This window comes from Pseudomonas sp. S2_C03 (assembly GCF_054668405.1).
Genome location: NZ_CP162766.1, coordinates 463,979 through 490,656, shown reverse-complemented (window position 1 = coordinate 490,656; position 26,678 = coordinate 463,979). Strand labels below are relative to the sequence as shown.

The following is a 26,678-nucleotide window of genomic DNA, read 5'->3' as shown; positions in this document are numbered from 1 at the left end:
GTCCTGGATGATCTGCACCGTCTGCTGCACCACTTCGGAACCTTTACGTGCGCACACATCGTTTTGCACCGAGGTGCTGTGGGCTGATTCGGCAGCCGTTTGCAGGGTGGTCATCTGGTGGGTGATGTCACTTGCAAACTTCACCACTTTGTACAGCCGTCCCTTGGTGTCGAACAGCGGGTTGTAGGATGCTTCGAGGAAAATCGTGCGGCCGTGTTTGTCCTTGCGCTCGAAGCGGTGCGAGTGATATTCGCCGCGATTGAGCGAGGCCCAGAATGCCTTGTAGCCAGAGGATTCAGCCTCGGCGCGATGACAAAACAGGCTGTGATGCTGGCCGACGATCTCGCCCCGCGAGTAATGCGTGGCGTTGAGGAAATTATCATTGGCCGTGATCACACGGCCCTCGGGCGTGAACTCGATCACCGCCATGGAGCGGCCAATAGCCGCGAGCATGCTTTTGTTTTCGTGTTCCTCATGCACTCGTGCAGAGATGTCGGAGGCCACCTTGATCACACTTTTTACCTGGCGATCAGCACCGAACACAGGCATGTAACTGGCTTCGAGCCAAACCTCCTGGCCACGCTTGTCCAGTCTTGGGAACGTGCCGCTGACCGCTTCGCCACGGGCCAGGTCACGCCACAACTTCGCGTAGTCCTCGCTTCGGTAAAACGCTTCTTCGCAGAAGATCCGGTGGTGTTTGCCACGCACTTCATCAGTGCTGTAACCCATGACCGCACAAAAATTCTCATTGGCGTCGATGACGAAGCCGTCGGGGGTGAATTCGATCATCGCCATCGAGCGGCAGATGGCGGCCAGTTTGGCGTTGGCTTCGCCCAGCGCACAGCTGAAGCGTTCGATTTCCAGCAAGTCAGCCTTGTGATGCAAATTGAACATGGTCGTATCACCCTAAGCGCGGTCTTATGACTGTTGAAAGTTCTTCGGTTTTTTCAACGTATCCACCACAACGTTCCCAGGAACAGGTACACGCACCCCTCCACGGGAGAGGCAGGTCAGGTGATCACTGATGTTGAATCGGAGAGTCCATATGGCAACGCTCTTATCAAGACATCCGTCTCTTGATAGCCCGGGATCGGGCCAACCCTGATGCTGTCGTAAAAAAATCCATTTAACGCAAGACTCCTTTCGCTCGTTATTGGTGCTTTTTCTCGCGAGCACTCTCGAGCTTTCCAACCTGTCCGTTCGACATGGTTAGTTACAAAGCAGCATAGCGAGGGTCCTCAACGGCGCAAGGCCACTAGTCGGCCAGTATCAAGGACAAAATCGATTCAGCAGGATTCGACTCAGCGTTCACCCAGCAGGGCCAACAGCGCCTGCACCGCCGCTGACGGTGGCTTGCCCGGCGCAGCCACCAGTGCGAACTCTCGATCGATACGCGGTTTAAGCGGCATCACCCTCAGCCCCTGAAGCTGACTGGGCAAGGTCATCTCTGGCACCAGGGTCACGCCGATGTTTTCCCGCACGAGGGTAAAAGCGCTGTTCCATTCCCGGACTTCAACGCGCACGTCTTCAAGCTGCAATCCGATGTCGCGGGCAAGGCTGCCGGCGTTGGTAGAGCAGCCGCCTGTGGCCAATACAAAGGGTTGCTGCGCCAACTCAGCGAGCGTAACGCCCTCCTCCACCGAACGACGCGCCAGACTATGGCCTGTCGACACCACCGCCACCCAGGCATCACAGCCGAGGCGGCAGGCCTTGCGCTCGGACGTCGGGTTCAATATCACGCCGACATCCACCAGGCCGGCGGTCAGCAGGCTCTCCACTTCGTCGTCGCTGACCTCCAGCGCCACCACCTCGATACCCGGATACAGCCTACGGAACTGACGCAGCAAGGGCGGCAGGAACGTCGCCAACACCATGGGGAAACTGGCCAGGCGGATGGTGCCACGCTGTACGCCCTTGGCGGCATCGACGGTGCTGCGGATGGTTTCGAGGGCACCGACCATGCTGCGTGCGTGCTCTATCACCGACAGGCCAATGGCGGTGGGCAGGGTCTGGCGGTTTTCCCGACTGAACAACTGCACACCCAGGGTTTGCTCGATCAGCGCCAGTGCCTGGCTGGCCGCCGACTGGGTCATGCCGACGCGCTCGGCGGCGCGGGTGATGTTGCCGGTGTCAGCCACGGCCACGACCATGCGCCAATGCATCAGGTTCATCATGACAGTAGCTCTCCTTATGGCAGCGCCGTGAAAGATTAATTTTACCCAGGGTCGCGCGCACTATGACACTGGCGCAAATCCCTCACCAGAGACGCACCGATGAAGTTGTATTACGCCCCGCAAGCCTGCTCGCTGGCACCTCATATTGTGTTGCGCGAACTCGACCTGCCCTTCGAACTGATCCGCGTCGACAACCGCAGCAAAACGACCGCCCACGGCGCCGACTTCCTCGTCATCAACCCAAAGGGTTACGTGGCGGCGTTGCAACTGGATAACGCGCAAGTGCTGACCGAAGGCCCCGCTATCCTGCAATACCTCGCCGACCTGCGGCCGGACGCGAACCTGGCGCCGGCGCTCGGTACGTTCGAGCGGGTGCGTTTGCAGGAGTGGTTGAATTTTGTGTCGACGGAGATCCATGGCGGGTTGGGCTGGCTGTTCAACGAGCAATTCGCCCAAGAGGTGAAAGCGCAGATCCAGGAGAAACTGTTCAAGCGTTTTGCCGTGTTGTGCCAGACGCTGGAGCGTCAGGATTTTCTGCTGGCGAGCGGGTTCAGTGTCGCCGATGCGTATCTGTTTGCGGTGCTGCGCTGGGCGCCTGGGTTTGCAATCAATCTGGATCGCTGGCCGGCGTTGGCGAGGTTTCAGGCGCGGATTAGCCAGCGCCCGTCGGTCAGCGCAGCGTTGGCCGTGGAGTTGGCTTGAACCTATAGGAGCGAGCTCGCGATGTTCGTGAGAACGCAAGGTTGAGCAGATTATTTGTGCAGCCCTTTACGGCCCGTGTTCTCTATAATCGCCCGCCTTGCCCAGCGACAGACCCAGGCCATGCCCGACACCCGATACACCCAGCTTTGCGAACCGTCATGGCCCTTGATGAACAAGTTTTATCGCGCGAATCAGTCGTCGATGAAGGCCGTGCGCGATGCACGCCTGTGGGTCGCCCGGCGCGAGGAGATCGTCGGCGCGCTGTGCTTGCGGCCGGTGGCGGGTGGGCATTGGTTGACCGGGCTGTTCGTCGATCCGGCGTGCCGTGGGCAAGGCGTCGCGGCGAGATTAATCAGCGCAGCGGTCGAAGGTCTCGAGCAACCGGTGTGGCTGTTCTGTCACCCGGATTTGCGAGGTTTCTACGAGCGGCGAGGGTTTACCTTCGATCCGCAGATGCCCTACGCCATGGCTGAACGTCTGAGCCGGTATGCGCGCAGCAAGCCGATGATTGCGATGGGGTTGGAGCCTGCTGATCATTAAATCCTGATGGGAACTCTGTGGGAGCGGGCTTGCCCGCGATGGCGTCAGTTCAGTCAACATTGATGTTGAGTTTACCGACGCGATCGCGGGCAAGCCCGCTCCCACAGGGACGTGCATTGAATTGGCAAATGCAGTCAATCATCCGCATTCGGATCAAGGTCCGGAAACATCACCTCGGTGAAGCCGAACTTGCTGAAGTCAGTGATTCGCGACGGGTAAAGCCGGCCGATCAAGTGATCGCATTCGTGCTGCACCACCCGCGCATGGAAGCCTTCGGCGGTGCGCACAATCGGTTGGCCCTTGGGGTCGAAGCCTTCGTAGCGAATGTGCTGATAACGGTCCACCGCGCCGCGCAGGCCGGGCACTGACAGGCAGCCTTCAAAGCCCTCTTCCATCAGTGGGCTCAGCGGCGTGATCAGCGGGTTGATCAGGATGGTTTGCGGCACGGCCTGGGCATCCGGGTAGCGCTCGCTGTGCTCGAAACCGAAGATCACCAATTGCAGGTCGACGCCGATTTGCGGCGCGGCCAGGCCAACTCCGCCAACGCTTTCCATGGTCTGGAACATGTCGTCGATCAGTTGCCACAGTTCCGGGCTGTCGAACATCTCGACCGGGACCGGCGGGGCGATGCGCAGCAGGCGCTCGTCACCCATTTTCAGAATTTCACGAATCATCACATCGCTTCGTCAGTGTTTGGTTTGATTGAGTGATCCCGACCCAGCCCGGAAACATGTTGTTTGGGAATCTCGTCGGCCTCGCCTGGAACCTTCTCGCCCTTTTCCTTGCCTTCGGCCGACATGTGCTCAATCACTGCATTCATCTCCGCACCGAGCAACAGCACCGCCGAGGAAATGTAGAAATACAGCAGCAGCACGATGATCGCACCGATACTGCCGTACATGGCGTTGTAGTTGGCAAAGGTCTTGACGTAAAAAGCGAACCCCAGGGACGCGATGATCCAAACCATCACCGCCAGCACCGAACCGGGCGTAATGAAGCGGAACTCCTGGCGCACATCCGGCATGACGTAATAGGTCAGTGCGACGGCGATCATCATCAGGATCACAATCACTGGCCAGCGCGCGATGGTCCAGACGGTGACGATGAAGTCTTCCAGGCCGACCTGCGAGGCGATCCACCCCATCACCTGCGGCCCGAGCACCATCAGCGCGGCGGCTACCAGCAACATGCCGGCAATCCCGACGGTGTAGATAATGGACAAGGGAAAGCGCTTCCACAGTGGCCGCCCTTCCACCACATCATAAGCCGCGTTCATTGCGCTCATCATCAGGCGCACGCCGGCTGAAGCGGTGTACAACGCGATGACGATACCGATCGACAGCAGACCACCCTTGGACTGCTGCAACTGGTCGATCACGGGGTTGACCTGTTCCAGGGCTTGAGGCGGCAACACCAACTCCGATTGCAGGCGCAGCCAGGAGAAGAAATCCGGCAGGTGCAGAAAACCGATCAGGGCAATCAGGAACAGGATGAACGGGAACAGCGAAAACAACATTTGATAGGCCAATGCCGAGGCATAGGTCGACATTTCGTCGTCGACGAATTCCTTGATCGTGCGCACCATTACCCGGTGCAGAGGCAAGCCTTTCATGTCGGGGAAAATCATCTGCGTCTCCTTTCGCCGCAAATCGCTTGAAGTGGTGGCGACTCAGGGGCCGTTTCTACATCAAATTAGCCTACTTGGCGATTTTGATCCTGCGCAAAATAAAAGCTGACACAAAAACGGCCATCCGCAGATAGCCGTTTGGTTTTCATCAAAAGGGGATTCACGCCTTGTCGACGCCCTTCTTCACTGCATCCTTGGCTTTACCGACCGCTTGCTGCGCTTCGCCTTTCTTCTCCTGCACCACGCCTTCGGCGCGCATTTTGTCGTTGCCGGTGGCCTTGCCGACGCCTTGCTTGATGTTGCCGGCTGCTTCGTTGGCCATGCCTTTTACTTTATCGCCAGTGCTGCCCATGGTGTGTCTCCTGTCAACCTGTGAACGAGAAAAGGGGTTACACAGGGATTGACCCAAGGTATTTGGGGGGAGTTTCATTTTTTTTACCGGGCGACATTTCATCGCCGGTCGCAGGTTGGGCTTTATGTTTGCCGGCCTACCCCTGAGAATGCGACATGTATTGGCCATGGCGCTGATGATCCAACCCGTAGGAACGTTATGAAACTCGATAAAAAGCAGGCCATTGCCCGCAGAAACCAGGAACTTGGTGGTGCCGTACTGGGCGTCAATAACTGCCACTTCACCGAACTGAACCGCAATCGCAATATCTGGTGGTTCGATATTCCGGTGTCGCGCCTGGCCATTGGTCAGTACGAATGGGTTCACCTGCTGATGCATACCCCGGCCACCGATGAGCTGCTGCACCTGAAAGTGCCGACCGTATTCCTGCGCGAGAAGCTCGAAGGGCTGGTGGTGCGCAACGAAGGCAAGCGCAAGGCGGCGCTGAGCCTGGAGCTGAGTGCGGACAAGGATTCGTACCTGCAGGACATGCGCCCGAACGGCACCAACGTCAACTTCGCAACATTCCGCCAGTAACCCAAATATTGTAGGAGCGAGCTTGCTCGCGATAGCGGTGGAACAGTCATATTGATGGTGACTGACATACCGCTATCGCGAGCAAGCTCGCTCCTACACAGGACTACGCGGTAGCTTTCTTCGCGTTGATCTTTTTCAGCTCTTCATCGCGCAGTTCGCGGCGCAGGATCTTGCCGACGTTGGTGGTCGGCAGCGCATCGCGGAACTCTACGGAGCGCGGGACCTTGTAGCCGGTGACATTCGCACGCATGTGCTCCATCACTTGCTCCTTGGTCAGGGTCACGCCCGGTTTGACGACGATGAAAATCTTGATCGCCTCGCCCGATTTCTCATCCGGCACACCGATGGCCGCGCATTGCAGCACGCCCGGCAGGGTCGCAAGCACGTCTTCCAATTCATTGGGGTAAACGTTGAAACCGGACACCAGAATCATGTCTTTCTTGCGATCGACGATACGCATGTAGCCATCGGGCTGGATCACCGCGATGTCGCCGGTTTTCAGCCAGCCTTCGCTGTCGAGCATTTCATCGGTGGCTTCCTGGCGTTGCCAGTAGCCTTTCATCACCTGCGGGCCTTTCACACACAGCTCGCCGATTTCGCCCAACGGTCGTTCCACGCCGGCATCGTCGATGACTTTGCACAGGGTCGAAGGCACCGGAATGCCGATGGTGCCGATCTGGATGTTCTGGATCGGGTTCACGGTGGCCACCGGGCTGGTTTCGGTCATGCCATAACCTTCGCAGATGGCGCAGCCAGTGACCGCTTTCCAGCGTTCGGCCGCTGCCAGTTGCAGGGCCATGCCGCCGGACAGGGTGACTTTAAGTGCGGAGAAATCCAGCTTGCGGAAGCTTTCGTTGTTGCACAGAGCCACGAACAGCGTGTTCAAACCAACGAAGCCGCTGAATTTCCAGTTGGACAGTTCCTTGACCATCGCGGAGAGGTCGCGCGGATTGCTGATCAGGACGTTGTGGTTGCCGATCAGCATCATCGCCATGCAATGAAAGGTGAAGGCATAGATGTGGTACAGCGGCAGCGGCGTGATCAGGATCTCGCAACCTTCGTTGAGGTTGGAGCCCATCAGCGCCTTGCATTGCAGCATATTCGCCACGAGGTTGCGGTGCGTCAGCATCGCGCCCTTGGCCACACCCGTGGTGCCGCCGGTGTATTGCAGCACCGCCACGTCGCCGCTGTCCGGGCTGGCTTCAGCCACTGGCTGGCCGTGGCCCTTGCTCAGCACGTCATTGAACTTGATGGCCTTGGGCAAGTGATACGCCGGTACCATCTTCTTCACGTACTTGATGACGCTGTTGATCAGCAGGCGCTTGAGCGGTGGCAACAGGTCGGCCACTTCGGTAACGATAACGTGCTTCACACCGGTCTTGGGCACGACGGCTTCGGCCAGGTGCGCCATGTTGGCCAGGCAGACCAGGGCCTTGGCGCCGGAATCATTGAATTGGTGTTCCATTTCCCGCGCGGTGTACAGCGGATTGGTGTTGACCACGATCAGCCCGGCACGGATGGCACCGAACACCGCGACCGGGTATTGCAGGACGTTGGGCAATTGCACGGCGATTCGATCGCCGGGCTGCAAATCGGTATGCTGTTGCAGGTAAGCGGCAAAGGCACCGGACAGCTCGTACAGTTCACCGTACGTGATTGTCTTGCCCAGGTTGCTGAAAGCCGGTTTGTCGGCGAAGCGTTGGCAGGACTGCTTCAACACTGCCTGAATATTCGGGTACTCGTCCGGATTGATGTCGGCAGCAATCCCGGCAGGGTACTTATCCTTCCAGAAGTCTTCGATCATGGAAGCCCACTCCTCAGCAACGCGAATTCAAATACCGCATTTTGATGCGATTATTATTGGTGTATGGGTGAGCCAGGGCTTTTCTTGAAGGCCGAGAGGTCACAAAGCGGGCCGAGATTATCAGCTTTGCCGAGGGCCGACTAGGGCCAAACGTAGCCCCTATAGTCACTTTTGTGACTCAAGAATAACAAGCGGTCATTTTAGAGCAAAAATTCTATATAGAGATGAAAGCCCCGGAATTCGGGGCTTTGTCCTACAAGAATTTCTGTGTTGGCAGTTTTTCGTTCTGCGGTGTGGCTGAAAATGCATCGCGAGCAAGCTCGCTCCTACAGGGATCACACCCGACCTGTAGGAGCGAGTTTACTCGCGATGGACGTTAACGATGACGCGGGCTGTCTGATGCCCGCGGTGCCAGGGCCACCATCGCGACGATTCGGGCCAAGCGCGGCCATTCATCTGTTAAGCAATATCCCGCAACTCTCGGCGCAGAATCTTGCCTACCGGCGTCATTGGCAGCGAGTCACGCAACACAATGTGCTTGGGCACTTTGTAGGCGGTGAAGTTTTCCTTGCAGTAGGATTTCAGCTCTTCAAGGCTGACCCCGGACTCACGCGCCACCACGAACAGCTTCACCGCCTCTCCGGAGCGCTCGTCCGGCACACCGATGACCGCGCAGTTGGCGACTTTCGGATGGGCCATTACCACGTCTTCAATTTCGTTGGGGTACACGTTGAAGCCCGAAACGATGATCATGTCTTTCTTGCGATCGACGATGCGCACGAAGCCGTCGGGATCGATCACCCCGATGTCGCCGGACTTGAACCAGCCCTCGGCATCCAGTACTTCGGCGGTGGCCTCGGGTTTCTGCCAGTAGCCCTTCATGATCTGCGGGCCCTTGATGCACAGTTCACCGCGCTCGCCCAAAGGTTGCTCGACACCCTCATCGTCGATGATTTTCAGCGTGGTACCCGGCACCGGCAGGCCAACGGTACCGATGCGCGATTTGTCGCCGTAGGGGTTTGTGCACGCCACTGGCGAGGTTTCGGTCAGGCCATAGCCTTCGGTGATGCGGCAACCGGTCAACTGCTCCCAACGTTCGGCGGTGGCCTTGACCAGCGCGGTGCCGCCAGAGTTGGTCAGCTTGAGGCTGGAGAAATCCAGGGTCTTGAAATCCGGATGATCCATCAGCGCGACAAACAGGGTGTTGAGCCCCAACAGGCACGAGAACCGCCAGTTTTTCAGCTCCTTGATGAAGCCGCCGATGTCCCGTGGATTGGTGATCAACACGTTGTGGTTGCCCGTCACCATCATGCACATGCAGTTCGCCGTGAAGGCATAGATATGATAGAGCGGCAGCGGCGCGATCATGATCTCCTGCCCTTCGCGCAACAACGGCTGGCCATCGTCGCCATACTGCCCCAGGCAGCCGCGCGCCTGCTGCATGTTCGCCACCAGGTTGCCGTGGGTGAGCATTGCGCCCTTGGCCAGGCCGGTGGTTCCCCCGGTGTATTGCAGCACGGCGATGTCGTCGAGCCGGGCATTCAGCGGCTTGATAGCCTGGCCGCGCCCCATGCGCAGCGCACTTTTGAAGGCGATGGCCTGGGGCAAGTCGTAGTCGGGGACCATTTTCTTGACCTTGCTCACCAGGGTGTTGACCAGCCAACCCTTGGCGGCGGGCATCATGTCGCCCATCTTCGCCTCGATCAGGTACTGCAGGTCCGTGTCGGGCAGCACTTCCTGGACCTTCTGCCCGAACATGTTCAGGTACACCAGCGCCCGGGCACCGGAATCCTTGAACTGGTGGCGCATTTCCCGCGCGGTGTACAGCGGGTTGGTGTTGACCACAATCAACCCGGCACGCAGGGCACCGAACACGGCAATCGGGTATTGCAGGACGTTGGGCATTTGCACCGCAATACGATCACCCGGTTCCAGGTCGGTATGGGCTTGCAGGTAACCGGCGAACGCTGCGCTCTGGCGTTCGAGTTCAGCGTAGGTCAGGGTCACGCCCATGTTGCTGAAGGCTGGGCGGTCCGCAAATTTCTTGCACGAACGCTCGAACACTTCGATCACCGACTTGTAGGCGCCTTGATCAATATCCAGGGGCACGCCGGCCGGGCGTTTGTCATTCCAGAAATCAGGTTGCATTGTTCTTGTCCTCTTTACCTGAACTTATCCGGGGCCGCTTTTGAGTCCTTGCTTTCCTTTCCCTCAAAACAGAAAGCAAAAAGCGGGGCTTCACGGACACTAGCAGTTATGGTCAATCAGGCAAATATGGCAACAACCGACATTGATCGTATGAATCTTGGTGCAGTGGTGTGGGCTGATCGGACGAAGAGCGAAGGATGCGCTATACAATGCAACCAGTGCCCTACACGCTCATGCAAAAGGAATCGCCATGGTCCACGACACCTTCTGGCTGCCCGCGAGTGACCGCAGCCGCCTGTTCGTCAATCAATGGCTGCCGGCCGCGCCGTTAAAAGCAGTGATTCTGCTGGCCCACGGCATGGCCGAGCACAGCGACCGCTATGCCCGCCTGGCACAGGCCTGCTGCGAACAGGGCTATGGCGTCTATGCGCTGGATCAACGCGGGCACGGCAAAACATCGGAAAACGGCACACTCGGTCACTTTGCGGACGACGATGGCTGGTGCAAGGTCGTGGGCGATCTGGCCAGCCTCAACCAACACATCGGCCAACAGCATCCCGGCGTGCCGATCGTGTTGCTCGGCCACAGCATGGGCAGCTACATCGCTCAGGCTTATCTGCTGCATCACAGCGCCAGCCTGCACGGCGCGGTGCTCAGTGGTTCGAATTTCCAACCGGTCGCGCTCTATCGCGCCGCGCGCCAGATCGCTCGCCTGGAGCGACTGCGCCAGGGCCCCAAGGGCCGCAGCGCCATGATCGAATGGCTGTCGTTTGGCTCGTTCAACAAAAAATTCAAACCGGTGCGCACGCCGTTCGACTGGCTCAGTCGCGACCCGGCCGAAGTCGACAAGTACGCCAACGACCCGCTGTGCGGGTTTCGCTGCACCAATCAATTGTGGATCGATTTGCTCGGCGGCTTGCAGCAGATCAGCAAAGCGTCCAATCTCGCCCAGATCGATCCGGGCCTGCCGTTGCTGGTGATTGGCGGCGAATGTGATCCGGTGAGTGAAGGCAAGCGTCTGAAAGATCTGGCCGATGCGTTGCGCGCCGCCGGCTGCCAGAACCTGCAATTGACGATTTACCCGCAGGCCCGGCACGAACTGTTCAACGAGACCAACCGTGATGAAGTGACGGCCGACGTGCTGGACTGGATCGCTCAGGTCCTGAGCCATCGCCGACCACCCAGATCCGAATAGTTTTTCGTGTTCTTTATATTTGCTACAGGAATTCAAACCGATGACCCAGGTGACCAACACTCCTTACGAAGCCCTTGAAGTCGGGCAGACCGCCAGCTACAGCAAGACGGTCGAAGAGCGTGACATTCAATTGTTCGCCGCGATGAGCGGTGACCACAACCCGGTGCACCTGGACGCCGAGTTCGCCGCCGCCACCATGTTCAAGGAGCGCATTGCCCACGGCATGTTCAGCGGCGCGCTGATCAGCGCGGCTGTGGCCTGCGAACTGCCTGGGCCGGGCACCATCTACATTGGCCAGCAGATGAGCTTTCAAAAGCCAGTGAAGATTGGCGATACGCTGACCGTGCGCCTGGAAATCCTGGAAAAGCTGCCCAAGTTTCGTGTGCGCATTGCCACCCGCGTGTTTAATCAGCGCGATGAGCTGGTGGTGGATGGGGAGGCAGAAATCCTGGCGCCGCGCAAACAACAGACCGTGACCCTGCCGACGTTGCCGGCGATCAGTATCGGCTGAGGCTGTGAGCAAAACTGAAATGGAATGCCCCTGAATGTGGGAGCGGGCTTGCCCGCGAAAGGGTCGTGTCAGACATCGATGATGTGACTGACATACCGCCTTCGCGGGCAAGCCCGCTCCCACAGGGGACTCCCACAGTGGGGATATAAAGCTACCGCTTACGAACGCGCGCGAGCCTGGTTACGCAGGGCTTTTACCTGATCGTGATTGCGTTGCACGCCATGGTATTGACGTTCAACCAAGTCACGAATACCCACCAGGTTGTGCTTGTTGATCTTCTCGATCGCTTCGCGGTAAGCCTTAAGCGCGTGGTCTTCGCCGCGCTCGGCTTCGTTCAGCACAGCTTCTTCGTCCTTGCCAGTGAACATCGCTTTCACGTCGACCCAACGACGGTGAAGGTCGCCGCTGACGCTGGTCGAAGTTTCCGGATCGCCACCCATCGAACGCACGGCAGCCTGCAATTCCGCAGCAGCTGTTGCGCAGTCGACGGAGCGCTGGGTGAACAGCGATTTGAGTTCCGGATGCTTGATGTCTTCAGCGCAGGTCTTGAACCCTTCCTGACCATCCTTGCTGGTTTCGATCAGGTCATTGAGTACAGAGATGGCTTCTTTATTCATGTCGGTCATTTTTCAATTCCTCACGGGTTGATGAAAGATGCAATAGACATTGCAGCGGGCATGCCAGCTTTGGATATTGAATTTATTACTTATATTTCAATGACTTACAATTTACCTAAAAATCTGTATCCGTTTTTTTTGCATGATCTGTCATTTGGCCTGCATGCAGAATGCCTGTATTTTCAAGTGGCCCAATCTTGACGACTGACCGATGAACCCTGAAAAGCTCGAACTGTTGATCACCCGCCAAATGCCCTTCGGAAAATACAAGGGCCGCATCATTGCCGACCTGCCCGGTCCTTACCTCAACTGGTTCGCTCGCGAAGGGTTTCCCCATGGCGAATTGGGCGGCTTGCTGGCACTGATGCAGGAAATCGATCACAACGGTTTGTCGGATCTGCTGGAACCGTTGCGCGCCAAACATGGCAAATCCGCCCCTCGCTACTGAGTCGTCCCCATGCCCGATAACACCCGCCGTGCCCGTGATGAATTGTTCTGGCAGACCTTCGCCGATCGCTACGCCGTTGAACCTGGCCCGATCAATCTGGAAAACGGTTACTTCGGACGCCTGTCGCGGACGGTGGTCGAGGAATATCAGCGCAACATCGAACTGATCAACCGCAGCAATTCGATCTATGTGCGCCAGCGTTTCGAAAAGACCGACGGCGCGCGCATTCGTGGCAAGCTCGCCGAACTGATCGACGTACCCGCGCAAAGCGTGGCGTTCACCCGCAACGCTTCGGACGCCCTGCAATCGCTGATTCGCAACTACAACCGCCTGCAACCGGGCGACCAGGTGCTGATCTGTGATCTGGAGTACGACACGGTAAAAGGTGCGATGCGCTGGTTGGCCCGTCATCGCGGCGTCGAAGTGATCGAAATCGAACACGCCCACCCCGCCAGTTTCGACAGCCTGTTGGCGACCTATCGCGATACTTTCGCCCGATATCCCAGGCTCAAATTGATGGCCCTGACCCACGTTACCCATCGCACCGGCCTGGTGATGCCAGTGCAGGCCATTGCCGCTGCTGCCAGGGAGCATGGTATCGACGTGATCCTCGACGGCGCTCATGCGCTGGGGCAGATGGAATTCAACCTGTCGGCGCTGGGCATTGAGTTCGCCGGCTTCAACCTGCACAAGTGGATCGGTGCACCGCTGACCCTGGGGTTCATCTACATCGCGCCACAACGCCTGGCAGACATCGACCCGGACATGGGCGAGATGCATTTCCCTGTCACCGACATACTGAGCCGCACCCCCTACAGCACGCCCAACATTCCCGCGCTGCTGACCTTGCCGCTGGTGTTCGAAGAACACCAGGCCATGGGTGGCGCCGCCGCGAAGGGACCTCGCCTCAATTACCTGCGCGATCTGTGGGTGCGTGAGGTGCGCGAGGTACCGGGCATTGAAGTGCTGACGCCGGATGATCCGCGCTTGTATTGCGCAATCACGGCGATGCGCTTCACCGCGCAGGCGGATCAGCAGGTGATGGCCGAAAGGCTGCTCAACGAATACAACCTGTTTACCGTGGTGCGCACTGGGGCGGCGTGCGGGCCGTGCATTCGGATCACGCCGGGGTTCACCACGACGGGGGAGCACATGAAGCGGTTGGTGGGGGCGTTGAAAGAACTGGCGGGATGACGCCTATCTTGTAGGAGCGAGCATGCTCGCGATGGTCGTCAACGATGACGATGGGCACCTGACGCCCCGCGGCGCTTGCGGTTTTTTTCGCGAGCATGCTCGCTCCTACAGGAGAGCAGTGCTGGTTTTTCTCAAGGCAAAAAAAAGTGCGCCGACCAAGCGCACCGAAAAGCCGTAGAACACACAACGAGGTGTTGGGGTGAATCAGTCCAGCAGCGCCAAGGCCTCGGCGGTGCATTCCTGAATGCGGGCCCAGTCGCCGTTCTTGATCCACTCCGGATCAAGCATCCAGCTACCGCCCACGCACATGACGTTTTTCAACGCCATGTAGCTCTTGATGTTGGCCGGACCCACGCCACCGGTCGGGCAGAATTTCACTTCGCCGAACGGGCCGCCCAATGCCTTGATGGCGGCCACGCCGCCACTGACTTCTGCCGGGAACAGCTTGAAGCGCCGATAACCCAGGCCATAACCTTCCATGATGCCCGAGGCATTGCTGATGCCTGGCAACAGCGGAATGTCGCTGGCCACGCTGGCTTCCAGCAGGTCACGAGTAATCCCCGGGGTCACGATGAATTGCGAACCGGCCGCTTCGGCGGCAGCCAGCATCTGCCGGTCGAGCACGGTGCCGGCACCGGTGATCAGTTCCGGGCGCTGCTCGCGCAGGATCTGGATCGCCTTGAGGCCGAACTGCGAGCGCAGGGTCACTTCCAGGGCAGTCAGGCCACCGGCGGCCAGGGCATCGGCCAGCGGCAGGACATCCTGCTCGCGGGCAATCGTGATCACCGGCAGGATCCGCGCCTTGGCGGCGAGGCTGTCGATCAGGGCAACTTTATCCGCCATGGAAACGGTCGGGGATGGGTTTGTCATAGCGGCTGTTCCTTGGCTCATGGGCACCAGTAAATCTCTAACGTAGGTTGCAGAAACGCGCGAATCGGCAATGCGGCGACATCGTCACCGGCCAGTGCGGTATTCAGGGTGGTCAGCTTGGACTGGCCGGAAATCGACAAAATCTTGTGCCTGGCCGAGGCCAGCAGCGCCCGACTCATGGTCAGGCGTTGATGCGGCACGGTCGGCGCCAGCATCGGATAGCAGCGGCGCGTGCCATCAGCTGCCAGGGCCTCGGCCAGATTCGGGCTGCCCGGAAACAACGACGCGGTATGGCCGTCGTCGCCCATGCCCAGCACCAACACGTCGATCACTGGCAACTCCGACAGCAGGCGATCAGCTTGCTCCGCTGCCTGCTCCAGGTTGGCACTGGCGCTGTACAGGCTGAGGAACTGCGCCTTGGCCGCCGGGCCCTGCAACAAATACTTCTTGAGCAACCCGGCGTTGCTGTCGGCGTGTTCCACCGGGACCCAGCGCTCGTCGGCCAGGCTGACGACCACGTTGGACCAGTCCAGCGGCTGCTTGGCCAAGTGTTGGAAAAACGCCACCGGGCTGCGGCCGCCGGAGACCACCAGCGTTGCAGTGCCCTTGGCCTCGATCGCGTCGCTCAGTTGCTTGACCACATTCAGCGCCAGGCCTTCGGCCAGCAGCACCGGGCTTTTGAACGCATGGGCGCTGACGCCCTGCGGCAATTTCAAATCAGATATCGCCATACCACGACCTCCCGTCCCGCGTGATCAGTGCAATGGAGCTCATCGGCCCCCATGACCCGGCCGCGTACGGCTTGGGCGCATCGCCGGATTTTTTCCAACCGGCGATCAACTGGTCACACCAGATCCACGCAGCTTCGATTTCATCTTTACGGACAAACAGGTTCTGATTGCCGCGCATCACTTCCAGCAACAACCGTTCGTAGGCATCGGGAATCCGAGCGCTGCGCCAGGTGTCGGAAAAATTCAATTGCAGCGGGCCGCTGCGCAGTTGCATGCCCTTGTCCAGACCTTGGTCCTTGGTCATCACCCGCAGCGAAATACCCTCGTCCGGTTGCAGGCGAATGATCAGCTTGTTGCTGATTTGCAGGCGCTGCTCCGGGGCGAAGATGTAGTGCGACGGTTCCTTGAAGTGGATGACGATCTGCGACAACTTCTGCGGCATGCGCTTGCCGGTACGCAGGTAGAACGGCACGCCCGCCCAGCGCCAGTTGCGGATATCAGCACGCAGGGCGACGAACGTTTCAGTGTCGCTCTGGGTATTGGAATTAGGCTCTTCGAGGTAGCCCGGCACCGGTTTGCCTTCGCTGTAGCCGGCGATGTACTGGCCACGTACCACTTGGGTGGTCAGGCCTTCCGGGCTGATCGGTGCCAGGGCCTTGAGCACCTTGACCTTCTCGTCGCGGATGCTGTCGGCAGACAGGTCCGCCGGCGGGTCCATGGCGATCAGGCAGAGGAGTTGCAACAGGTGATTCTGGATCATGTCCCGCAGCTGGCCAGCCTTATCGAAGTAACCCCAGCGCCCTTCAATACCAACCTTCTCGGCCACGGTGATTTCCACGTGGGAGATGTAATTCTGGTTCCACTGGGTTTCGAACAGGCTGTTGGCGAAACGCAGGGCGATCAGGTTCTGGACGGTTTCTTTACCCAGGTAGTGGTCAATGCGGTAGGTGCGGTTCTCCGGGAAGAACTGGGCCACGGCGTCGTTGACCTTGCGCGAGGACTCGAGGTCGGAGCCGATGGGCTTTTCCAGCACCACACGGGTGTTTTCCGCCAGGCCAACTTTCGCCAGGTTCTCGCAGATCGCGCCATACACGGCGGCAGGAGTGGCGAAGTAGGCAATCAGTCGCTGGGTGCTGCCGGCCAACTCGGCCAGGGCCACGTAGTCTTCGGACTTGAGGAAGTCGACGTGCAGGTAACTCAGGCGTGCGAGGAAACGTTCGACCACCGCTTCATCGAGCTCCTTGGCACCGACATAGCGGCGCAGTTCGGAAGCAATGAACGCCAGATGCTCTTGCTCACTGCCGGCCTCACGGGCCAGTGCAATGATGCGCGAATCTTCATGCAGCAGGCCGGCGCCGTCGAGCTGATACAGGGCAGGAAACAGCTTGCGCAGGGCCAGGTCGCCCAGGGCGCCGAACAAGGCGAAGGTGCACGGTTCAACCGTAATCGAAGGCATGATGTTTGTTCTTTTATCAAGTTAAGCTACAAATACCTTTTTTCAAGGCATCACTCAAGGGAAAATGTAGTAATAATCATAACATTTTCGCAAAATACAGATTCCGAGTGGTGGTCGATCGGAGCCATCAGTAGGATAGGCCACCGTGACGGGCCTCATCAAAGGCCCATTTTGCATAGCCACGCGCCCATTCGGCGCGGGCGTTAAGGATACTTATATGGACCGCGTGCGAAATTTACTGGAGCAGATCCAGAATCGCCTTGAAGAGCTGAACAAGGCCGAGCGCAAAGTCGCCGAGGTGATCCTGCAGAACCCACAGCAGGCCACCCGGTTCAGCATCGCCGCCCTCGCCCAGGCCGCGTCGGTCAGCGAGCCGACGGTCAATCGTTTCTGCCGCTCGTTCGGTGTCAGCGGCTACCCGGAGCTCAAGCTGCAACTGGCCCAGAGCCTGGCCAGCGGCGCCGCGTATGTCAGCCGCGCCGTGGAAGCCGACGACAATCCGGAAGCCTATACCAAGAAGATTTTCGGCAGCGCCATCGCCTCCCTCGACAGCGCCCTGCAAGCCCTCGACCCGAGCCTGATCAGCCGCGCCGTCGACCTGTTGATCCAGGCCCGGCAGATCCACTTCTTCGGCCTTGGTGCCTCGGCCCCGGTGGCGCTGGATGCACAGCACAAGTTTTTCCGCTTCAACCTGGCTGTCACTGCCCATGCCGACGTGCTCATGCAGCGCATGATTGCTTCGGTGGCGCATACGGGCGAGTTGTTCGTGATCATCTCCTACACTGGCCGCACCCGCGAGTTGGTGGAAGTGGCACGTATCGCCCGGGAAAACGGCGCATCGGTACTGGGGCTGACCGCAGAAAACTCACCGCTGGCCAAGGCCAGTACCTTGAGCCTGAACATTCCGCTGCCGGAAGACACCGACATCTACATGCCGATGACTTCGCGGATCATTCAACTGACCGTGCTGGATGTGCTGGCGACAGGAATGACCTTGCGTCGGGGCGTGGATTTCCAGCCGCATTTGCGCAAGATCAAGGAAAGCCTGAATGCAAGCCGGTATCCGGTGGGGGATGAGTTCAACTGAGGCCTGGTTTTTCGTTGCCTGATCTGGCCTCATCGCGACGGTGCGACGATTCGACAAGCCCGCTCCCACAGTGATTGCGTCGTGCACAAAACCTGTGGGAGCGGGCTTGCCCGCGATGAGGCCATAAGCAACACCGCACAACCTGAGCTAAGCCCCCACCCGCGCCTGCAAACTCAAATGCGCCCTCTCCCCCGGCTTCAGGCACAGGCTGTCCGTGCCACCACTGGCCGCTTCCACGCAAACGAATTCAGAGACCTCATCCCAACTCACGCCAAGCAACGGTCGCGAGCCCGGGTGCCAGACCACCGTGTCAGCCGTTTCGCCGGTATCGATGCACAACTCGCGCTGCCAGGCGTGGTCCTTGAGCTGTAATTCACCGTCGTGCTGGAACACCCGCTGACAGCCACCGTCGACCCGTAATTCGCCTTCCTGCTGACAAACCTGACGGTTGAGCTGGTCGTAGCCCTGCGCTCCGTCAAGCCCAGACAGCGCTACCTCGCCGACGTCACCAATACGCCAATAGGCGTGCAACGCCTGGCTCAACTGGCACGGCAGGCTGTCCTGATGCTCGGTGCTCAGGCGCAAATCCATGCGATCGCCCAGGTGGGCATGCAGGTCCGCTTGCCAGTCGCACAATTGCAGGCGCCAGTGCAGACGTACGCCGTCTTCGTCGTCGCTGCTGTCGAGCAGTTTCCAGTCGAGCAGCCGGGCCCAGCCATGAGATGGCCAGGCGTTTTCGCTCGGATGCCGGCCATACCATGGCCAACATACCGGCACGCCCCCGCGAATGGCGCCCACGTGCGGCCACCGCGCCGCGCACCACAGCCACGGCTTTTGTCCTCGAGGCTGAAAATGCAGCAATTGCGCGCCTTGCCGGCTGAACACCGCCTGACACAGCGGGTGATCGATCACCAGTACATCGCGCTTCTGATAGCGCTCCCACGCAAACACGGGACGCGCGCGCATGGATTTGAAGAAGCGTTGTAGCGGATGCTCATGCATGGTGTGCCACGGTCCTGAAATTCATCTGTTGTGCGCCACCCTCCAAAAAAAAGCGGACAGCCAAGGCTGTCCGCAAAAATGCGCACATAGAGAGGAGCTTATCGCAACCGCGTTAGAACACCGACTGAATTTTCAGACCAGCGACCAGCGCGTTATCCACTTCATCCACACCGCCCGGGTGAGTGATGTATTGCAGGTTGGGGCGTACGGTCAGCCAGTTGGTCACGTGGAAGCCGTAGTTGATCTCGTAGTTGTATTCGGTGTCGCGCAGCGGCGAGAACAGCGGGTCCTGGTAGTCGGCGACACCATTGGCGGCGTTGGTCAGTTCGGCATTTTTCTTCACGTCATCGTTGACATGAATACGGGCGAAGCCAATACCGACGTCATCCTTGGGACGTGCATCGAACGGCCCCTTGTACACGAACATCAGCGACTGATAGTTGTCGACGACGTTGGTGTCCTTGTCGTGGAAAGTCGCGTTGGCAGCGATATTCAAACCACGAGAAGCGTCACCGTTGTGGCTGGTGAGTTGCTGTTGCGCCACGAACCAGTAGCCGGATTTGCTGCTATGGCTGCGGTAGGCATTGCCGCTGGTGGCCGCATCGGCACCGTTCTCGTCTTCACGAACATCATCGGCTTTGGCCGTGCTTTTGTAGTAGCCCACGCGGTATTCGCCCGGCAGGTTGCCGGGGTTAGGCAACCAGACCAGTTCGACCGGCAGCACGGTCCCCTTGGTACCGCTGCCACTGAGCTTGAAGCCGTTGCCGTGCTCCAGCTGCGACGGGTTCTGGTTGTACGCACCGATCTGTGCATACCACTCCGGCGAGAAGTTGTATTTCACACGAATCGCCGCCTGGCTTACCGGCCAGTTGTACCAGATGTTGGTCGCCCAGTTACCCACCTGGGAGCCGCAGAACGCCAGGTTCTGGAATTCGCACGGGAAGGTGTTGAAGTCTTCGCCTTCACCGAAATAACCGGCCTTGACGTCCAGTTTGCCGTCGAAGAACTGGTGCTTGATCCACAACTGGGTAAGACGAACCATGTGGCCACGACCGTAGACTTCCTGTGAGGAACTCAAGGTGCCGGCACGCGGGTCGCCGACACGGTCGTTGGAGATGTTCTGGCCATTACGGTTGGTCAGTTGAATCTTGGCCTGGGTGTTATCCCAGCCCAGCAGTTTTTGCAGGTCCAATGCCGCGCCCAAACCGAACTGATCGGAATAACGCGCGGTCTTGTCGTTGTTGTAGCCGCCGTGCAGGTTGCCACCCACCTCGCCGACGTAGTCCATTTTGATGTCGATACCCTGCTCGATCAGTCGGGTTCGCTCACCACCCCAGTCACCGGTCATCCATTCAGAATCAGCGGCGAATGCATCGGCCGCCTGAACACTGCCGGCCAGCATCATTGCCGCAACCGCCGATAACTGGCAGATCAGCTGGGCGTTTTTGTTCTTCTTCATCCCTACATTCCTCGTTTTATTGTTATTAACTTTGTTTAACGCGGTTACAACGGTTGCTCCCTGTAGGAGCGAGCATGTCGAATCGTCGAACCGTCGCGATGGTCGTCAACGATGACGCTGGCAGCCTGGTACCCCGCGGAGCCATGACCTCCATCGCGACGGTTCGACATGCTCGCTCCTACAGATCTGTCATTCAGCGGCCCTTGAATTGCGCAACGTTTGGAGCGTGACTCTCGGCCTTAGGCACCCCCGCCACCCCCAATCGCTCGCCGCTCTTGGCATCGAACAGCAGCACTTTCGACGGATCGAATTGCAGGGTCAGGGTCTCACCCACCTGCGGCGCCACGTCCGGCGCCAACCGGCAGCAGACCTTGGTGTCATTGAGATTGACGAACACCAAGGTGTCCGGGCCGGTGGGTTCGGTGACCTGCACTTCGGTGCGAATGGTCGGCAAACCATTGCTGTCGCCGGCGGCCAGGACGATCTGCTCAGGACGGATGCCGAGGATCACTTCGCGATCTTCGAGGCCGGCGTCCTGCATGCCCAACGGCAACTCGCATCGCGCCTGACCGCTGTCGAGCAGCGCCAGCAGGCGACCGTCCTTGCGCTGCAAGCGCAGGGGAATGAAGTTCATCGGCGGTGAACCGATGAAGCTCGCCACGAACAGGTTGGCCGGGTTGTTGTAGATGTCCTTCGGCGTACCGAACTGCTGGATGATGCCGTCCTTCATCACCGCCACTTTGTCGCCCAGGGTCATCGCTTCGATCTGGTCGTGGGTCACGTAGACGGTGGTGGTCTTCAGGCGCTGGTGCATCAATTTCATTTCGGTGCGCATCTCGACCCGCAGCTTGGCGTCGAGGTTGGACAGCGGCTCGTCGAACAGGTAGATCTTCGGCCGCCGCGCCAATGCGCGGCCCATGGCCACGCGCTGTTGCTGGCCACCGGAGAGCTGGCCGGGCTTGCGGCTGAGCAGGTGTTCGATCTGCAACAGCTTGGCGACGCGGGCGACTTCTTCGTCGATCTCGGCGGTCGGCATTTTGCGAATCTTCAAGCCGAACGCGATGTTGTCGCGCACGCTCATGGTCGGGTACAGCGCGTAGGACTGGAACACCATGGCGATGTCACGATCCTTTGGGCTCATGCCGCTGATGTCGGCATCGTCCACCAGAATGGCGCCGCCGCTGATGGTTTCCAGGCCGGCGATGCAGTTCATCAGCGTGGATTTGCCGCAACCCGACGGGCCGACCAGAATCAGGAATTCCCCGTCATTGATCTTCAATTCAATGTTTTTCAGGGTGTCCGGCAAACCGGCGCCGTAGGTCTTGTTGACGTTGCGTAATTCGAGAGTTGCCATGTTTCTACCCCTTGACCGCGCCGGACGTCAGCCCACGCAGGAAATACTTGCCAGCGAATATGTAGACCAGCAGTGTCGGCAGCCCGGCGATCATCGCGGCCGCCATATCAACGTTGTATTCCTTGGCCCCGGTGCTGGTGTTGACCAGGTTGTTGAGGGCCACGGTGATTGGCTGGGCATCGCCACTGGCGAACACCACGCCGAACAGGAAGTCGTTCCAGATCTGGGTGAACTGCCAGATCAGGCAGACCATCACGATCGGGATCGACATCGGCAGCAGGATCTTCCAGAAGATGGTGAAAAAGCCTGCGCCATCCAGGCGCGCCGCCTTGACCAGCGCATCCGGGACACTCACGTAGTAGTTGCGGAAGAACAACGTAGTGAACGCCAGGCCGTAGACCACGTGCACCAGCACCAGGCCGGTGGTTGTGTTGGCCAGGCCGAACTTGCCGAGGGTGAACGAGGCCGGCAGCAGCACAGTCTGGAACGGCAGGAAGCAGCCGAACAGCAGCAGGCCGAAGAACAATTGCGAGCCACGAAATCGCCACATCGACAGCACATAGCCGTTCATGGCGCCAATGAACGTGGAGATCAGCACTGCCGGCACGGTGATCTTCACCGAGTTCCAGAAGTAACCGCCCACCACGTCCCAGGCCTTGATCCAGCCGATGCCGTCGATCACCGCCGGCCAACTGAGCAGGTTGCCGGTGCGGATGTCTTCCGGGGTTTTGAAGCTGGTCAGCAGCATTACCACCAGCGGTACCAGGTACACCGCTGCGGCCAGCAACAAGGTCGCGTAAATGGCGATCCGGCTGAAGCCCAGCTTCGGTTTTCCGAGTTGATCAGTCATGGCGTTTGCCTCGTAGCTCGGAATACAGGTACGGCACGAGGATGGTCAGCACGGCACCGAGCATGAGCATGGCGCTGGCAGAACCGATGCCCATCTGGCCACGGCTGAAGGTGAAGGAATACATGAACATCGCCGGCAGGTCGGACGAGTAGCCCGGGCCGCCTGCGGTCATCGCCGCCACCAGGTCGAAGCTCTTGATCGCAATGTGGGCGAGAATCATGAAGGCACTGAAGAACACTGGGCGCAGGCTCGGCAGGACGATCTTGAGATAGATGGTCGGCAGGCTCGCCCCATCGACTTGCGCGGCACGGATGATCGATTGATCGACACCGCGCAGACCGGCGAGGAACATCGCCATGACAAACCCGGAGGCCTGCCACACGGCGGCAATCACCAGGCAATAGACCACGCGATCCTGATCCACCAGCCAGTCCAGGCGAAAGCCTTCCCAGCCCCAGTCACGCAGCATCTTGTCCAGGCCAAGCCCCGGGTTGAGCAGCCATTTCCAGGCCGTGCCGGTGACGATCATCGACAGCGCCATCGGATACAGATAGATGGTGCGGATGAAGCCTTCCTTGCGAATACGCTGATCCAGCAGCACGGCGAGGAACACGCCAAGGATCAGGCTGATGCCGATGAACATGCCACCGAAGACAGCGAGGTTCTTGCTCGCGACCCACCAGCGGTCGTTGTCCATCAGGCGCATGTATTGCTGCAGGCCGACCCACTTGTAGCTCGGCATGAAGCTGGAATTGGTAAAGGACAGAATGAACGTCCAGATGATGTAACCGTAGAAACCAACCAACACGATGAGCATGCTCGGCGCCAGTACCAACTTGGGTAACCAGCGTTGCAGCGCATCGAACGGTGAGGCTTTGCTGAAAACCGCCACAGAGCTCATCGGGATAATCCAGGTGAAAAGAAAAGATACCGGCACGACTCCTGTAGGAGCTGGCTTGCCAGCGATGGCATCAACCGGGTCTATCAACAGACCGAGTCGCCTGCATCGCGGGCAAGCCCGCTCCTACACACGAGCCCCTCCCGTCAGGAAAGGGGTGTGTCGGGAATTACTGCGCCGCTTTGACCGCCGACGCCAATTGCGCGCTGGCCTTGGCCGGGTCGGCGTCCTTGTCGTTCATGAAGTTCGTGACCACGTCGAAGATCGCGCCTTGCACGGCCAGGGAGGTGGCCATGTTGTGCGCCATGCTCGGCTGCAGGCCGCCGGTCTTGTCATCCGCCAGGAAGTCCTTGGCAGCGGTTTGTGCGCAGGAGTCGAAGCCCAGTTTGTCCATGTCATTGAGCATGTCGGTACGAACCGGGATCGAGCCTTTGTTGATGCTGAAGACTTTCTGGAAGTCAGTACCCAGCGCAACCTTCGCCAGGTCCTGCTGCGCGGCAATGTCACCCTTGCGGTCAGCCTTGAGCTTGAACACGGCCAGCGAGTCGATGTTGTAGGTGAAGGATTTATCGGTGCCCGGGAACGCTACGCACTGGTAGTCCTTGCCGGCGACTTTCTTGGCGGCAGTCCACTCGCTCTTGGCCCAGTCACCCATCATCTGCATGCCGGCCTTGCCATTGATGACGTCGGCGGCAGCGATGTTCCAGTCACGACCGGCACGGTTCGGGTCCATGTAGGTGGTGATCTTTTTCAGCTCGGTGAACGCCTTGGTCATGTCGGCGCTGGCGAGGGTTTTCTGGTCGAGGTCCACCAGGGCTTTTTTGTAACCGTCGGCGCCCATGACCGAGAGCACCACGTCTTCGAACACGGTGCTGTCTTGCCATGGCTGGCCACCGTGGGCGAGCGCGATGAAACCGGCGGCCTTGAGTTTGTCACCGGCGGCGTAGAATTCTTCGAGGGTGGTCGGAGCTTTGTCGATCCCGGCTTTCTTGAAGACTTCGGGGTTGATCCACAGCCAGTTGACGCGATGGATGTTCACCGGCACGGCCACGTAATCGCCTTCGTATTTGACGGTGTCGGAGACCTTCTTCGACAGCAGGCCATCCCAGTTTTCCGCCTTGGCGACGTCTTTCAGGGTGTCGGTGGCCAGCAGACCGGTGCTGCCCCATTCCTGGATGTCCGGGCCTTTGATCTGGGCGACGCCCGGCGGGTTACCGGCCACGGCGCGGCTTTTCAGAACGGTCATGGCCGTAGAACCGCCACCACCGGCAACAGCGCCGTCCTTCCAGGTGAAACCGTCTTTTTCGACTTGGGCCTTGAGCACATCCACCGCTGCCTTTTCACCGCCGGACGTCCACCAGTGAACGACTTCCACAGAACCTTTGGAAGCGTCGGCAAGTGCACTTAACGGGAACAGGGAGGCGATAGAAATGACAGTAGCGAGGCGAGAAATCGCATTCATCTAGAAGTACCTTTCTTGTTGTTATGCATTGCAAGTCTGGTGCTTGCGCTGCATGGGATTTTAAACAGGGGCAAACCCTTCGCAGGTAACGAAGGGACGCGTGAATGTCACCGTATGGTTACATGGAAATGCTCTGGGACAACCCTGTCAGAGCAGTCGCCATGCTCGGCGCCAGAGGCAGACGCGGGATCAGCACGGCTTGCCAGGCGTGGTAGAGATCAGGTTTGCCGCCCCAGATATCGGCACTCGGGCGGTTCAGCGGATCGAGTTCGTGGTGCCAGCTGCCATCACAACGATCAATGAAATGCTGCTCACAAAATTCCCAGAACCGGCGGTACCACGTCTCGTATTGCCCCTCGCCCGTGCGTTTAAGCAGCGCGCTGGCGGCGGCACTTGCTTCGCAATGGGTCCAGTGCAGGCGATGGCGAACCACCGCGCGATTGTCCCAGTCGAGCGTGTAGACGATCCCCGGCAGGCCGTCGACGTCCCAGCCGTGCTGGCAGTTTTTTTCGAAAAGTTTTTGCGCGTCGGTCAACAGCCAGCCCGGCGTCAGCATGCCGGCCTGCACCCGGGCCGCTTCCAGGTGCAGCACCAACCGCGCCCATTCAAAACCGTGTCCGGGCGTGGTGCCATAAGGTCGAAAACCATCGGCGGGATTGTCGTGGTTGTAGTCGCGCAACGGCTGCCAGTCACGATCGAAATGTTCGATCACCCGATAATCGTTGGCCGCAGCATGACCATGAATCAGCCGCTCGACGATGCGTTGCGCGCGGTTCAACCAGCGGTTGTCGCCGGTGACATCGGCCAGGGCGAGGAAGGCTTCGGTGGCGTGCATGTTGCTGTTCGCACCGCGATACGCTTCCTCCTCCTGCCAGTCGCGACTGAAGGATTCGCGCATGGCACCCTCCCCTTCGCTCCAGAAATGGCGGTCGATGACGGCGATCGCGTCGTCGAGCAAAGCCTGGGCGCCAGGGCGTTGTGCGACCACGGCCGAACTGGCGGCCAGCGCCACAAAAGCATGCAGGTAAGCGGCCTTGCCGGTGTTGCCATCCATGTGATGGGTACTGGCGAACCAGCCACCGTGCTCGGCGTCTTTCAGCGGGCCGCACAGGGCCTGCACGCCGTGGTCCACCAGCTCGGCAAATCCTGGCAGCCCCTGGATGTGTGCCATGGCGAAGCTGTGGGTCATGCGCGCGGTGTTCATGGTTTCAGCGTGGGCGTCGGCCGGCAACTGGCCTTTTTCATCCAGGTTGCCGAAACCGTCGGGAAGCTTTGATGCCTTGGCGAAGGCCAGCAGGCGCAGCCCTTCGGCGGCGAGCCATTGCTGGTGGGCCGCAGCATTCAGCCAGCTACCGGCGACAGAGTGGGAAGAGTCCATGGGCAGCCTTTTTTGTTGTTTTGATTGCGGGCAGTCTAAACAACGGGCGCGGGCGGGCTTGTAACGAAGGGGGTGGGGAATGTCACCGTTCCGTGACATTGGCTGTTGAAGGATGTATTGAATGGGCTGACGTCTTCGCGAGCAAGCCCGCTCCCACATTAGATCGCATTCCCCTGAACAACTCGGTCAACTGTGGGAGCGGGCTTGCTCCGGGCGGCGATCCGACGATGAACGATAACGCGG

25 protein-coding genes and 1 pseudogene are annotated in these 26,678 nt (G+C 59.3%); 8 read left to right on the top strand and 18 right to left on the bottom strand.

Features of this window, described 5'->3' with window-relative positions; all coding sequences use genetic code 11:
• Positions 1 to 120: 120 nt before the first annotated feature.
• Together AB4N64_RS02265 and AB4N64_RS02260 are read right to left on the bottom strand one after the other, a co-directional pair.
• Positions 121 to 894 (bottom strand): annotated as a pseudogene (locus AB4N64_RS02265) (PAS domain-containing protein); the annotation flags it as partial.
• A 407-nt stretch (positions 895 to 1,301) separates the two neighbouring features.
• Positions 1,302 to 2,174, bottom strand: a complete 873-nt coding sequence (locus AB4N64_RS02260; protein ID WP_460121630.1) for a LysR family transcriptional regulator — start codon at positions 2,172 to 2,174, stop codon at positions 1,302 to 1,304.
• A gap of 99 nt (positions 2,175 to 2,273) precedes the next feature.
• Here AB4N64_RS02260 and gstA point away from each other — a divergent pair, with 99 nt between their 5' ends.
• Positions 2,274 to 2,876 carry a glutathione transferase GstA gene (gene gstA / locus AB4N64_RS02255; RefSeq protein ID WP_460121628.1) on the top strand — a complete coding sequence of 201 codons (603 nt, stop codon included), beginning with the start codon at positions 2,274 to 2,276 and terminating at the stop codon, positions 2,874 to 2,876.
• A 120-nt stretch (positions 2,877 to 2,996) separates the two neighbouring features.
• Positions 2,997 to 3,416: a GNAT family N-acetyltransferase gene (locus tag AB4N64_RS02250; protein WP_460121626.1), complete on the top strand. Its 420-nt coding sequence runs from the start codon at positions 2,997 to 2,999 to the stop codon at positions 3,414 to 3,416.
• 134 nt (positions 3,417 to 3,550) lie between these two features.
• Here the strand turns inward: AB4N64_RS02250 and def are convergent, their stop codons facing one another.
• The 3 genes from def to AB4N64_RS02235 form a co-directional block, all read right to left on the bottom strand.
• Entirely contained in the window at positions 3,551 to 4,090 is a 540-nt protein-coding gene (gene def, locus AB4N64_RS02245; protein ID WP_460121624.1) for a peptide deformylase, read from the bottom strand.
• Positions 4,090 to 5,043: a YihY/virulence factor BrkB family protein gene (locus AB4N64_RS02240; RefSeq protein WP_460121622.1), complete on the bottom strand. Its 954-nt coding sequence runs from the start codon at positions 5,041 to 5,043 to the stop codon at positions 4,090 to 4,092. The genes def and AB4N64_RS02240 overlap by 1 nt, the downstream gene beginning before the upstream one ends.
• A 160-nt stretch (positions 5,044 to 5,203) precedes the next feature.
• The gene (locus AB4N64_RS02235; protein WP_460121621.1) at positions 5,204 to 5,395 is read right to left on the bottom strand and encodes a CsbD family protein; all 192 of its coding nucleotides are present in this window, start codon (positions 5,393 to 5,395) and stop codon (positions 5,204 to 5,206) included.
• Between the two features lie 198 nt (positions 5,396 to 5,593).
• On the opposite strand from AB4N64_RS02235, the gene AB4N64_RS02230 reads away from it, so the two are divergent.
• Complete coding sequence (locus AB4N64_RS02230; protein ID WP_460121619.1) at positions 5,594 to 5,971, top strand: hypothetical protein; 378 nt, start codon at positions 5,594 to 5,596, stop codon at positions 5,969 to 5,971.
• 103 nt (positions 5,972 to 6,074) lie between these two features.
• Here the strand turns inward: AB4N64_RS02230 and fadD1 are convergent, their stop codons facing one another.
• Together fadD1 and fadD2 are read right to left on the bottom strand one after the other, a co-directional pair.
• On the bottom strand, positions 6,075 to 7,775 hold the full coding sequence (fadD1, locus tag AB4N64_RS02225; protein WP_460121618.1) for a long-chain-fatty-acid--CoA ligase FadD1: 1,701 nt from the start codon (positions 7,773 to 7,775) through the stop codon (positions 6,075 to 6,077).
• A 459-nt stretch (positions 7,776 to 8,234) separates the two neighbouring features.
• Positions 8,235 to 9,923 (bottom strand): long-chain-fatty-acid--CoA ligase FadD2, encoded by a 1,689-nt coding sequence (gene fadD2 / locus AB4N64_RS02220; RefSeq protein ID WP_460121616.1) that lies wholly within the window; start codon positions 9,921 to 9,923, stop codon positions 8,235 to 8,237.
• Positions 9,924 to 10,173: 250 nt separating this feature from the next.
• Here fadD2 and AB4N64_RS02215 point away from each other — a divergent pair, with 250 nt between their 5' ends.
• Positions 10,174 to 11,118 (top strand): alpha/beta hydrolase, encoded by a 945-nt coding sequence (locus tag AB4N64_RS02215; RefSeq protein ID WP_460121614.1) that lies wholly within the window; start codon positions 10,174 to 10,176, stop codon positions 11,116 to 11,118.
• Positions 11,119 to 11,158: 40 nt separating this feature from the next.
• The gene (locus tag AB4N64_RS02210; protein ID WP_020295762.1) at positions 11,159 to 11,629 is read left to right on the top strand and encodes a MaoC family dehydratase; all 471 of its coding nucleotides are present in this window, start codon (positions 11,159 to 11,161) and stop codon (positions 11,627 to 11,629) included.
• 158 nt (positions 11,630 to 11,787) lie between these two features.
• On the opposite strand, the gene AB4N64_RS02205 is transcribed toward AB4N64_RS02210, so the two are convergent.
• Complete coding sequence (locus AB4N64_RS02205; protein WP_460121612.1) at positions 11,788 to 12,255, bottom strand: ferritin-like domain-containing protein; 468 nt, start codon at positions 12,253 to 12,255, stop codon at positions 11,788 to 11,790.
• Positions 12,256 to 12,457: 202 nt separating this feature from the next.
• Here AB4N64_RS02205 and AB4N64_RS02200 point away from each other — a divergent pair, with 202 nt between their 5' ends.
• Entirely contained in the window at positions 12,458 to 12,694 is a 237-nt protein-coding gene (locus AB4N64_RS02200) for a DUF3820 family protein (RefSeq protein WP_460121610.1), read from the top strand.
• Positions 12,695 to 12,703: 9 nt separating this feature from the next.
• Positions 12,704 to 13,888, top strand: coding sequence for an aminotransferase class V-fold PLP-dependent enzyme (locus tag AB4N64_RS02195; RefSeq protein WP_460121609.1), 1,185 nt, complete (start codon positions 12,704 to 12,706; stop codon positions 13,886 to 13,888).
• A 204-nt stretch (positions 13,889 to 14,092) separates the two neighbouring features.
• Here the strand turns inward: AB4N64_RS02195 and AB4N64_RS02190 are convergent, their stop codons facing one another.
• From AB4N64_RS02190 to zwf, 3 genes are read right to left on the bottom strand one after another with little or no spacing between them, the layout of a single operon-like run.
• Complete coding sequence (locus AB4N64_RS02190; protein WP_460121607.1) at positions 14,093 to 14,758, bottom strand: bifunctional 4-hydroxy-2-oxoglutarate aldolase/2-dehydro-3-deoxy-phosphogluconate aldolase; 666 nt, start codon at positions 14,756 to 14,758, stop codon at positions 14,093 to 14,095.
• Positions 14,759 to 14,775: 17 nt separating this feature from the next.
• Positions 14,776 to 15,489, bottom strand: a complete 714-nt coding sequence (gene pgl, locus AB4N64_RS02185; RefSeq protein WP_460121605.1) for a 6-phosphogluconolactonase — start codon at positions 15,487 to 15,489, stop codon at positions 14,776 to 14,778.
• Entirely contained in the window at positions 15,476 to 16,945 is a 1,470-nt protein-coding gene (gene zwf / locus AB4N64_RS02180; RefSeq protein ID WP_460121603.1) for a glucose-6-phosphate dehydrogenase, read from the bottom strand. Before zwf ends, pgl begins: the two co-directional genes overlap by 14 nt.
• Positions 16,946 to 17,171: 226 nt before the next feature.
• On the opposite strand from zwf, the gene AB4N64_RS02175 reads away from it, so the two are divergent.
• Positions 17,172 to 18,032, top strand: a complete 861-nt coding sequence (locus tag AB4N64_RS02175) for a MurR/RpiR family transcriptional regulator (protein ID WP_368557677.1) — start codon at positions 17,172 to 17,174, stop codon at positions 18,030 to 18,032.
• Positions 18,033 to 18,179: 147 nt separating this feature from the next.
• Here AB4N64_RS02175 and AB4N64_RS02170 read toward each other — a convergent pair whose 3' ends face one another.
• The 7 genes from AB4N64_RS02170 to AB4N64_RS02140 all read right to left on the bottom strand — a co-directional run bounded on the left by AB4N64_RS02170 (position 18,180) and on the right by AB4N64_RS02140 (position 26,435).
• Entirely contained in the window at positions 18,180 to 19,034 is an 855-nt protein-coding gene (locus AB4N64_RS02170; protein ID WP_460121601.1) for a D-hexose-6-phosphate mutarotase, read from the bottom strand.
• Positions 19,035 to 19,146: 112 nt separating this feature from the next.
• A complete protein-coding gene (locus AB4N64_RS02165; RefSeq protein WP_460121599.1) occupies positions 19,147 to 20,493 on the bottom strand; it encodes a carbohydrate porin in 1,347 nt (448 codons plus the stop codon).
• A 193-nt stretch (positions 20,494 to 20,686) separates the two neighbouring features.
• Positions 20,687 to 21,847, bottom strand: a complete 1,161-nt coding sequence (locus AB4N64_RS02160; RefSeq protein ID WP_460121597.1) for an ABC transporter ATP-binding protein — start codon at positions 21,845 to 21,847, stop codon at positions 20,687 to 20,689.
• Between the two features lie 4 nt (positions 21,848 to 21,851).
• Complete coding sequence (locus AB4N64_RS02155) at positions 21,852 to 22,697, bottom strand: carbohydrate ABC transporter permease (RefSeq protein WP_368554866.1); 846 nt, start codon at positions 22,695 to 22,697, stop codon at positions 21,852 to 21,854.
• Positions 22,690 to 23,598 (bottom strand): carbohydrate ABC transporter permease, encoded by a 909-nt coding sequence (locus AB4N64_RS02150; protein WP_460121595.1) that lies wholly within the window; start codon positions 23,596 to 23,598, stop codon positions 22,690 to 22,692. Before AB4N64_RS02150 ends, AB4N64_RS02155 begins: the two co-directional genes overlap by 8 nt.
• A gap of 166 nt (positions 23,599 to 23,764) precedes the next feature.
• Positions 23,765 to 25,057 (bottom strand): ABC transporter substrate-binding protein, encoded by a 1,293-nt coding sequence (locus AB4N64_RS02145; protein WP_460121593.1) that lies wholly within the window; start codon positions 25,055 to 25,057, stop codon positions 23,765 to 23,767.
• A 118-nt stretch (positions 25,058 to 25,175) separates the two neighbouring features.
• Positions 25,176 to 26,435 (bottom strand): D-mannose isomerase, encoded by a 1,260-nt coding sequence (locus tag AB4N64_RS02140; protein WP_460121591.1) that lies wholly within the window; start codon positions 26,433 to 26,435, stop codon positions 25,176 to 25,178.
• Between the last annotated feature and the right edge of the window lie 243 nt (positions 26,436 to 26,678).

What these genes read in the sequence shown, in the direction of transcription:
- AB4N64_RS02260 (WP_460121630.1), bottom strand. Translation starts at nt 2,174, where the DNA reads ATGATGAACCTGATGCATTGGCGCATGGTCGTGGCCGTGGCTGACACC.
- gstA (WP_460121628.1), top strand. Translation starts at nt 2,274, where the DNA reads ATGAAGTTGTATTACGCCCCGCAAGCCTGCTCGCTGGCACCTCATATT.
- AB4N64_RS02250 (WP_460121626.1), top strand. Translation starts at nt 2,997, where the DNA reads ATGCCCGACACCCGATACACCCAGCTTTGCGAACCGTCATGGCCCTTG.
- def (WP_460121624.1), bottom strand. Translation starts at nt 4,090, where the DNA reads ATGATTCGTGAAATTCTGAAAATGGGTGACGAGCGCCTGCTGCGCATC.
- AB4N64_RS02240 (WP_460121622.1), bottom strand. Translation starts at nt 5,043, where the DNA reads ATGATTTTCCCCGACATGAAAGGCTTGCCTCTGCACCGGGTAATGGTG.
- AB4N64_RS02235 (WP_460121621.1), bottom strand. Translation starts at nt 5,395, where the DNA reads ATGGGCAGCACTGGCGATAAAGTAAAAGGCATGGCCAACGAAGCAGCC.
- AB4N64_RS02230 (WP_460121619.1), top strand. Translation starts at nt 5,594, where the DNA reads ATGAAACTCGATAAAAAGCAGGCCATTGCCCGCAGAAACCAGGAACTT.
- fadD1 (WP_460121618.1), bottom strand. Translation starts at nt 7,775, where the DNA reads ATGATCGAAGACTTCTGGAAGGATAAGTACCCTGCCGGGATTGCTGCC.
- fadD2 (WP_460121616.1), bottom strand. Translation starts at nt 9,923, where the DNA reads ATGCAACCTGATTTCTGGAATGACAAACGCCCGGCCGGCGTGCCCCTG.
- AB4N64_RS02215 (WP_460121614.1), top strand. Translation starts at nt 10,174, where the DNA reads ATGGTCCACGACACCTTCTGGCTGCCCGCGAGTGACCGCAGCCGCCTG.
- AB4N64_RS02210 (WP_020295762.1), top strand. Translation starts at nt 11,159, where the DNA reads ATGACCCAGGTGACCAACACTCCTTACGAAGCCCTTGAAGTCGGGCAG.
- AB4N64_RS02205 (WP_460121612.1), bottom strand. Translation starts at nt 12,255, where the DNA reads ATGACCGACATGAATAAAGAAGCCATCTCTGTACTCAATGACCTGATC.
- AB4N64_RS02200 (WP_460121610.1), top strand. Translation starts at nt 12,458, where the DNA reads ATGAACCCTGAAAAGCTCGAACTGTTGATCACCCGCCAAATGCCCTTC.
- AB4N64_RS02195 (WP_460121609.1), top strand. Translation starts at nt 12,704, where the DNA reads ATGCCCGATAACACCCGCCGTGCCCGTGATGAATTGTTCTGGCAGACC.
- AB4N64_RS02190 (WP_460121607.1), bottom strand. Translation starts at nt 14,758, where the DNA reads ATGACAAACCCATCCCCGACCGTTTCCATGGCGGATAAAGTTGCCCTG.
- pgl (WP_460121605.1), bottom strand. Translation starts at nt 15,489, where the DNA reads ATGGCGATATCTGATTTGAAATTGCCGCAGGGCGTCAGCGCCCATGCG.
- zwf (WP_460121603.1), bottom strand. Translation starts at nt 16,945, where the DNA reads ATGCCTTCGATTACGGTTGAACCGTGCACCTTCGCCTTGTTCGGCGCC.
- AB4N64_RS02170 (WP_460121601.1), bottom strand. Translation starts at nt 19,034, where the DNA reads ATGCATGAGCATCCGCTACAACGCTTCTTCAAATCCATGCGCGCGCGT.
- AB4N64_RS02165 (WP_460121599.1), bottom strand. Translation starts at nt 20,493, where the DNA reads ATGAAGAAGAACAAAAACGCCCAGCTGATCTGCCAGTTATCGGCGGTT.
- AB4N64_RS02160 (WP_460121597.1), bottom strand. Translation starts at nt 21,847, where the DNA reads ATGGCAACTCTCGAATTACGCAACGTCAACAAGACCTACGGCGCCGGT.
- AB4N64_RS02155 (WP_368554866.1), bottom strand. Translation starts at nt 22,697, where the DNA reads ATGACTGATCAACTCGGAAAACCGAAGCTGGGCTTCAGCCGGATCGCC.
- AB4N64_RS02150 (WP_460121595.1), bottom strand. Translation starts at nt 23,598, where the DNA reads ATGAGCTCTGTGGCGGTTTTCAGCAAAGCCTCACCGTTCGATGCGCTG.
- AB4N64_RS02145 (WP_460121593.1), bottom strand. Translation starts at nt 25,057, where the DNA reads ATGAATGCGATTTCTCGCCTCGCTACTGTCATTTCTATCGCCTCCCTG.
- AB4N64_RS02140 (WP_460121591.1), bottom strand. Translation starts at nt 26,435, where the DNA reads ATGGACTCTTCCCACTCTGTCGCCGGTAGCTGGCTGAATGCTGCGGCC.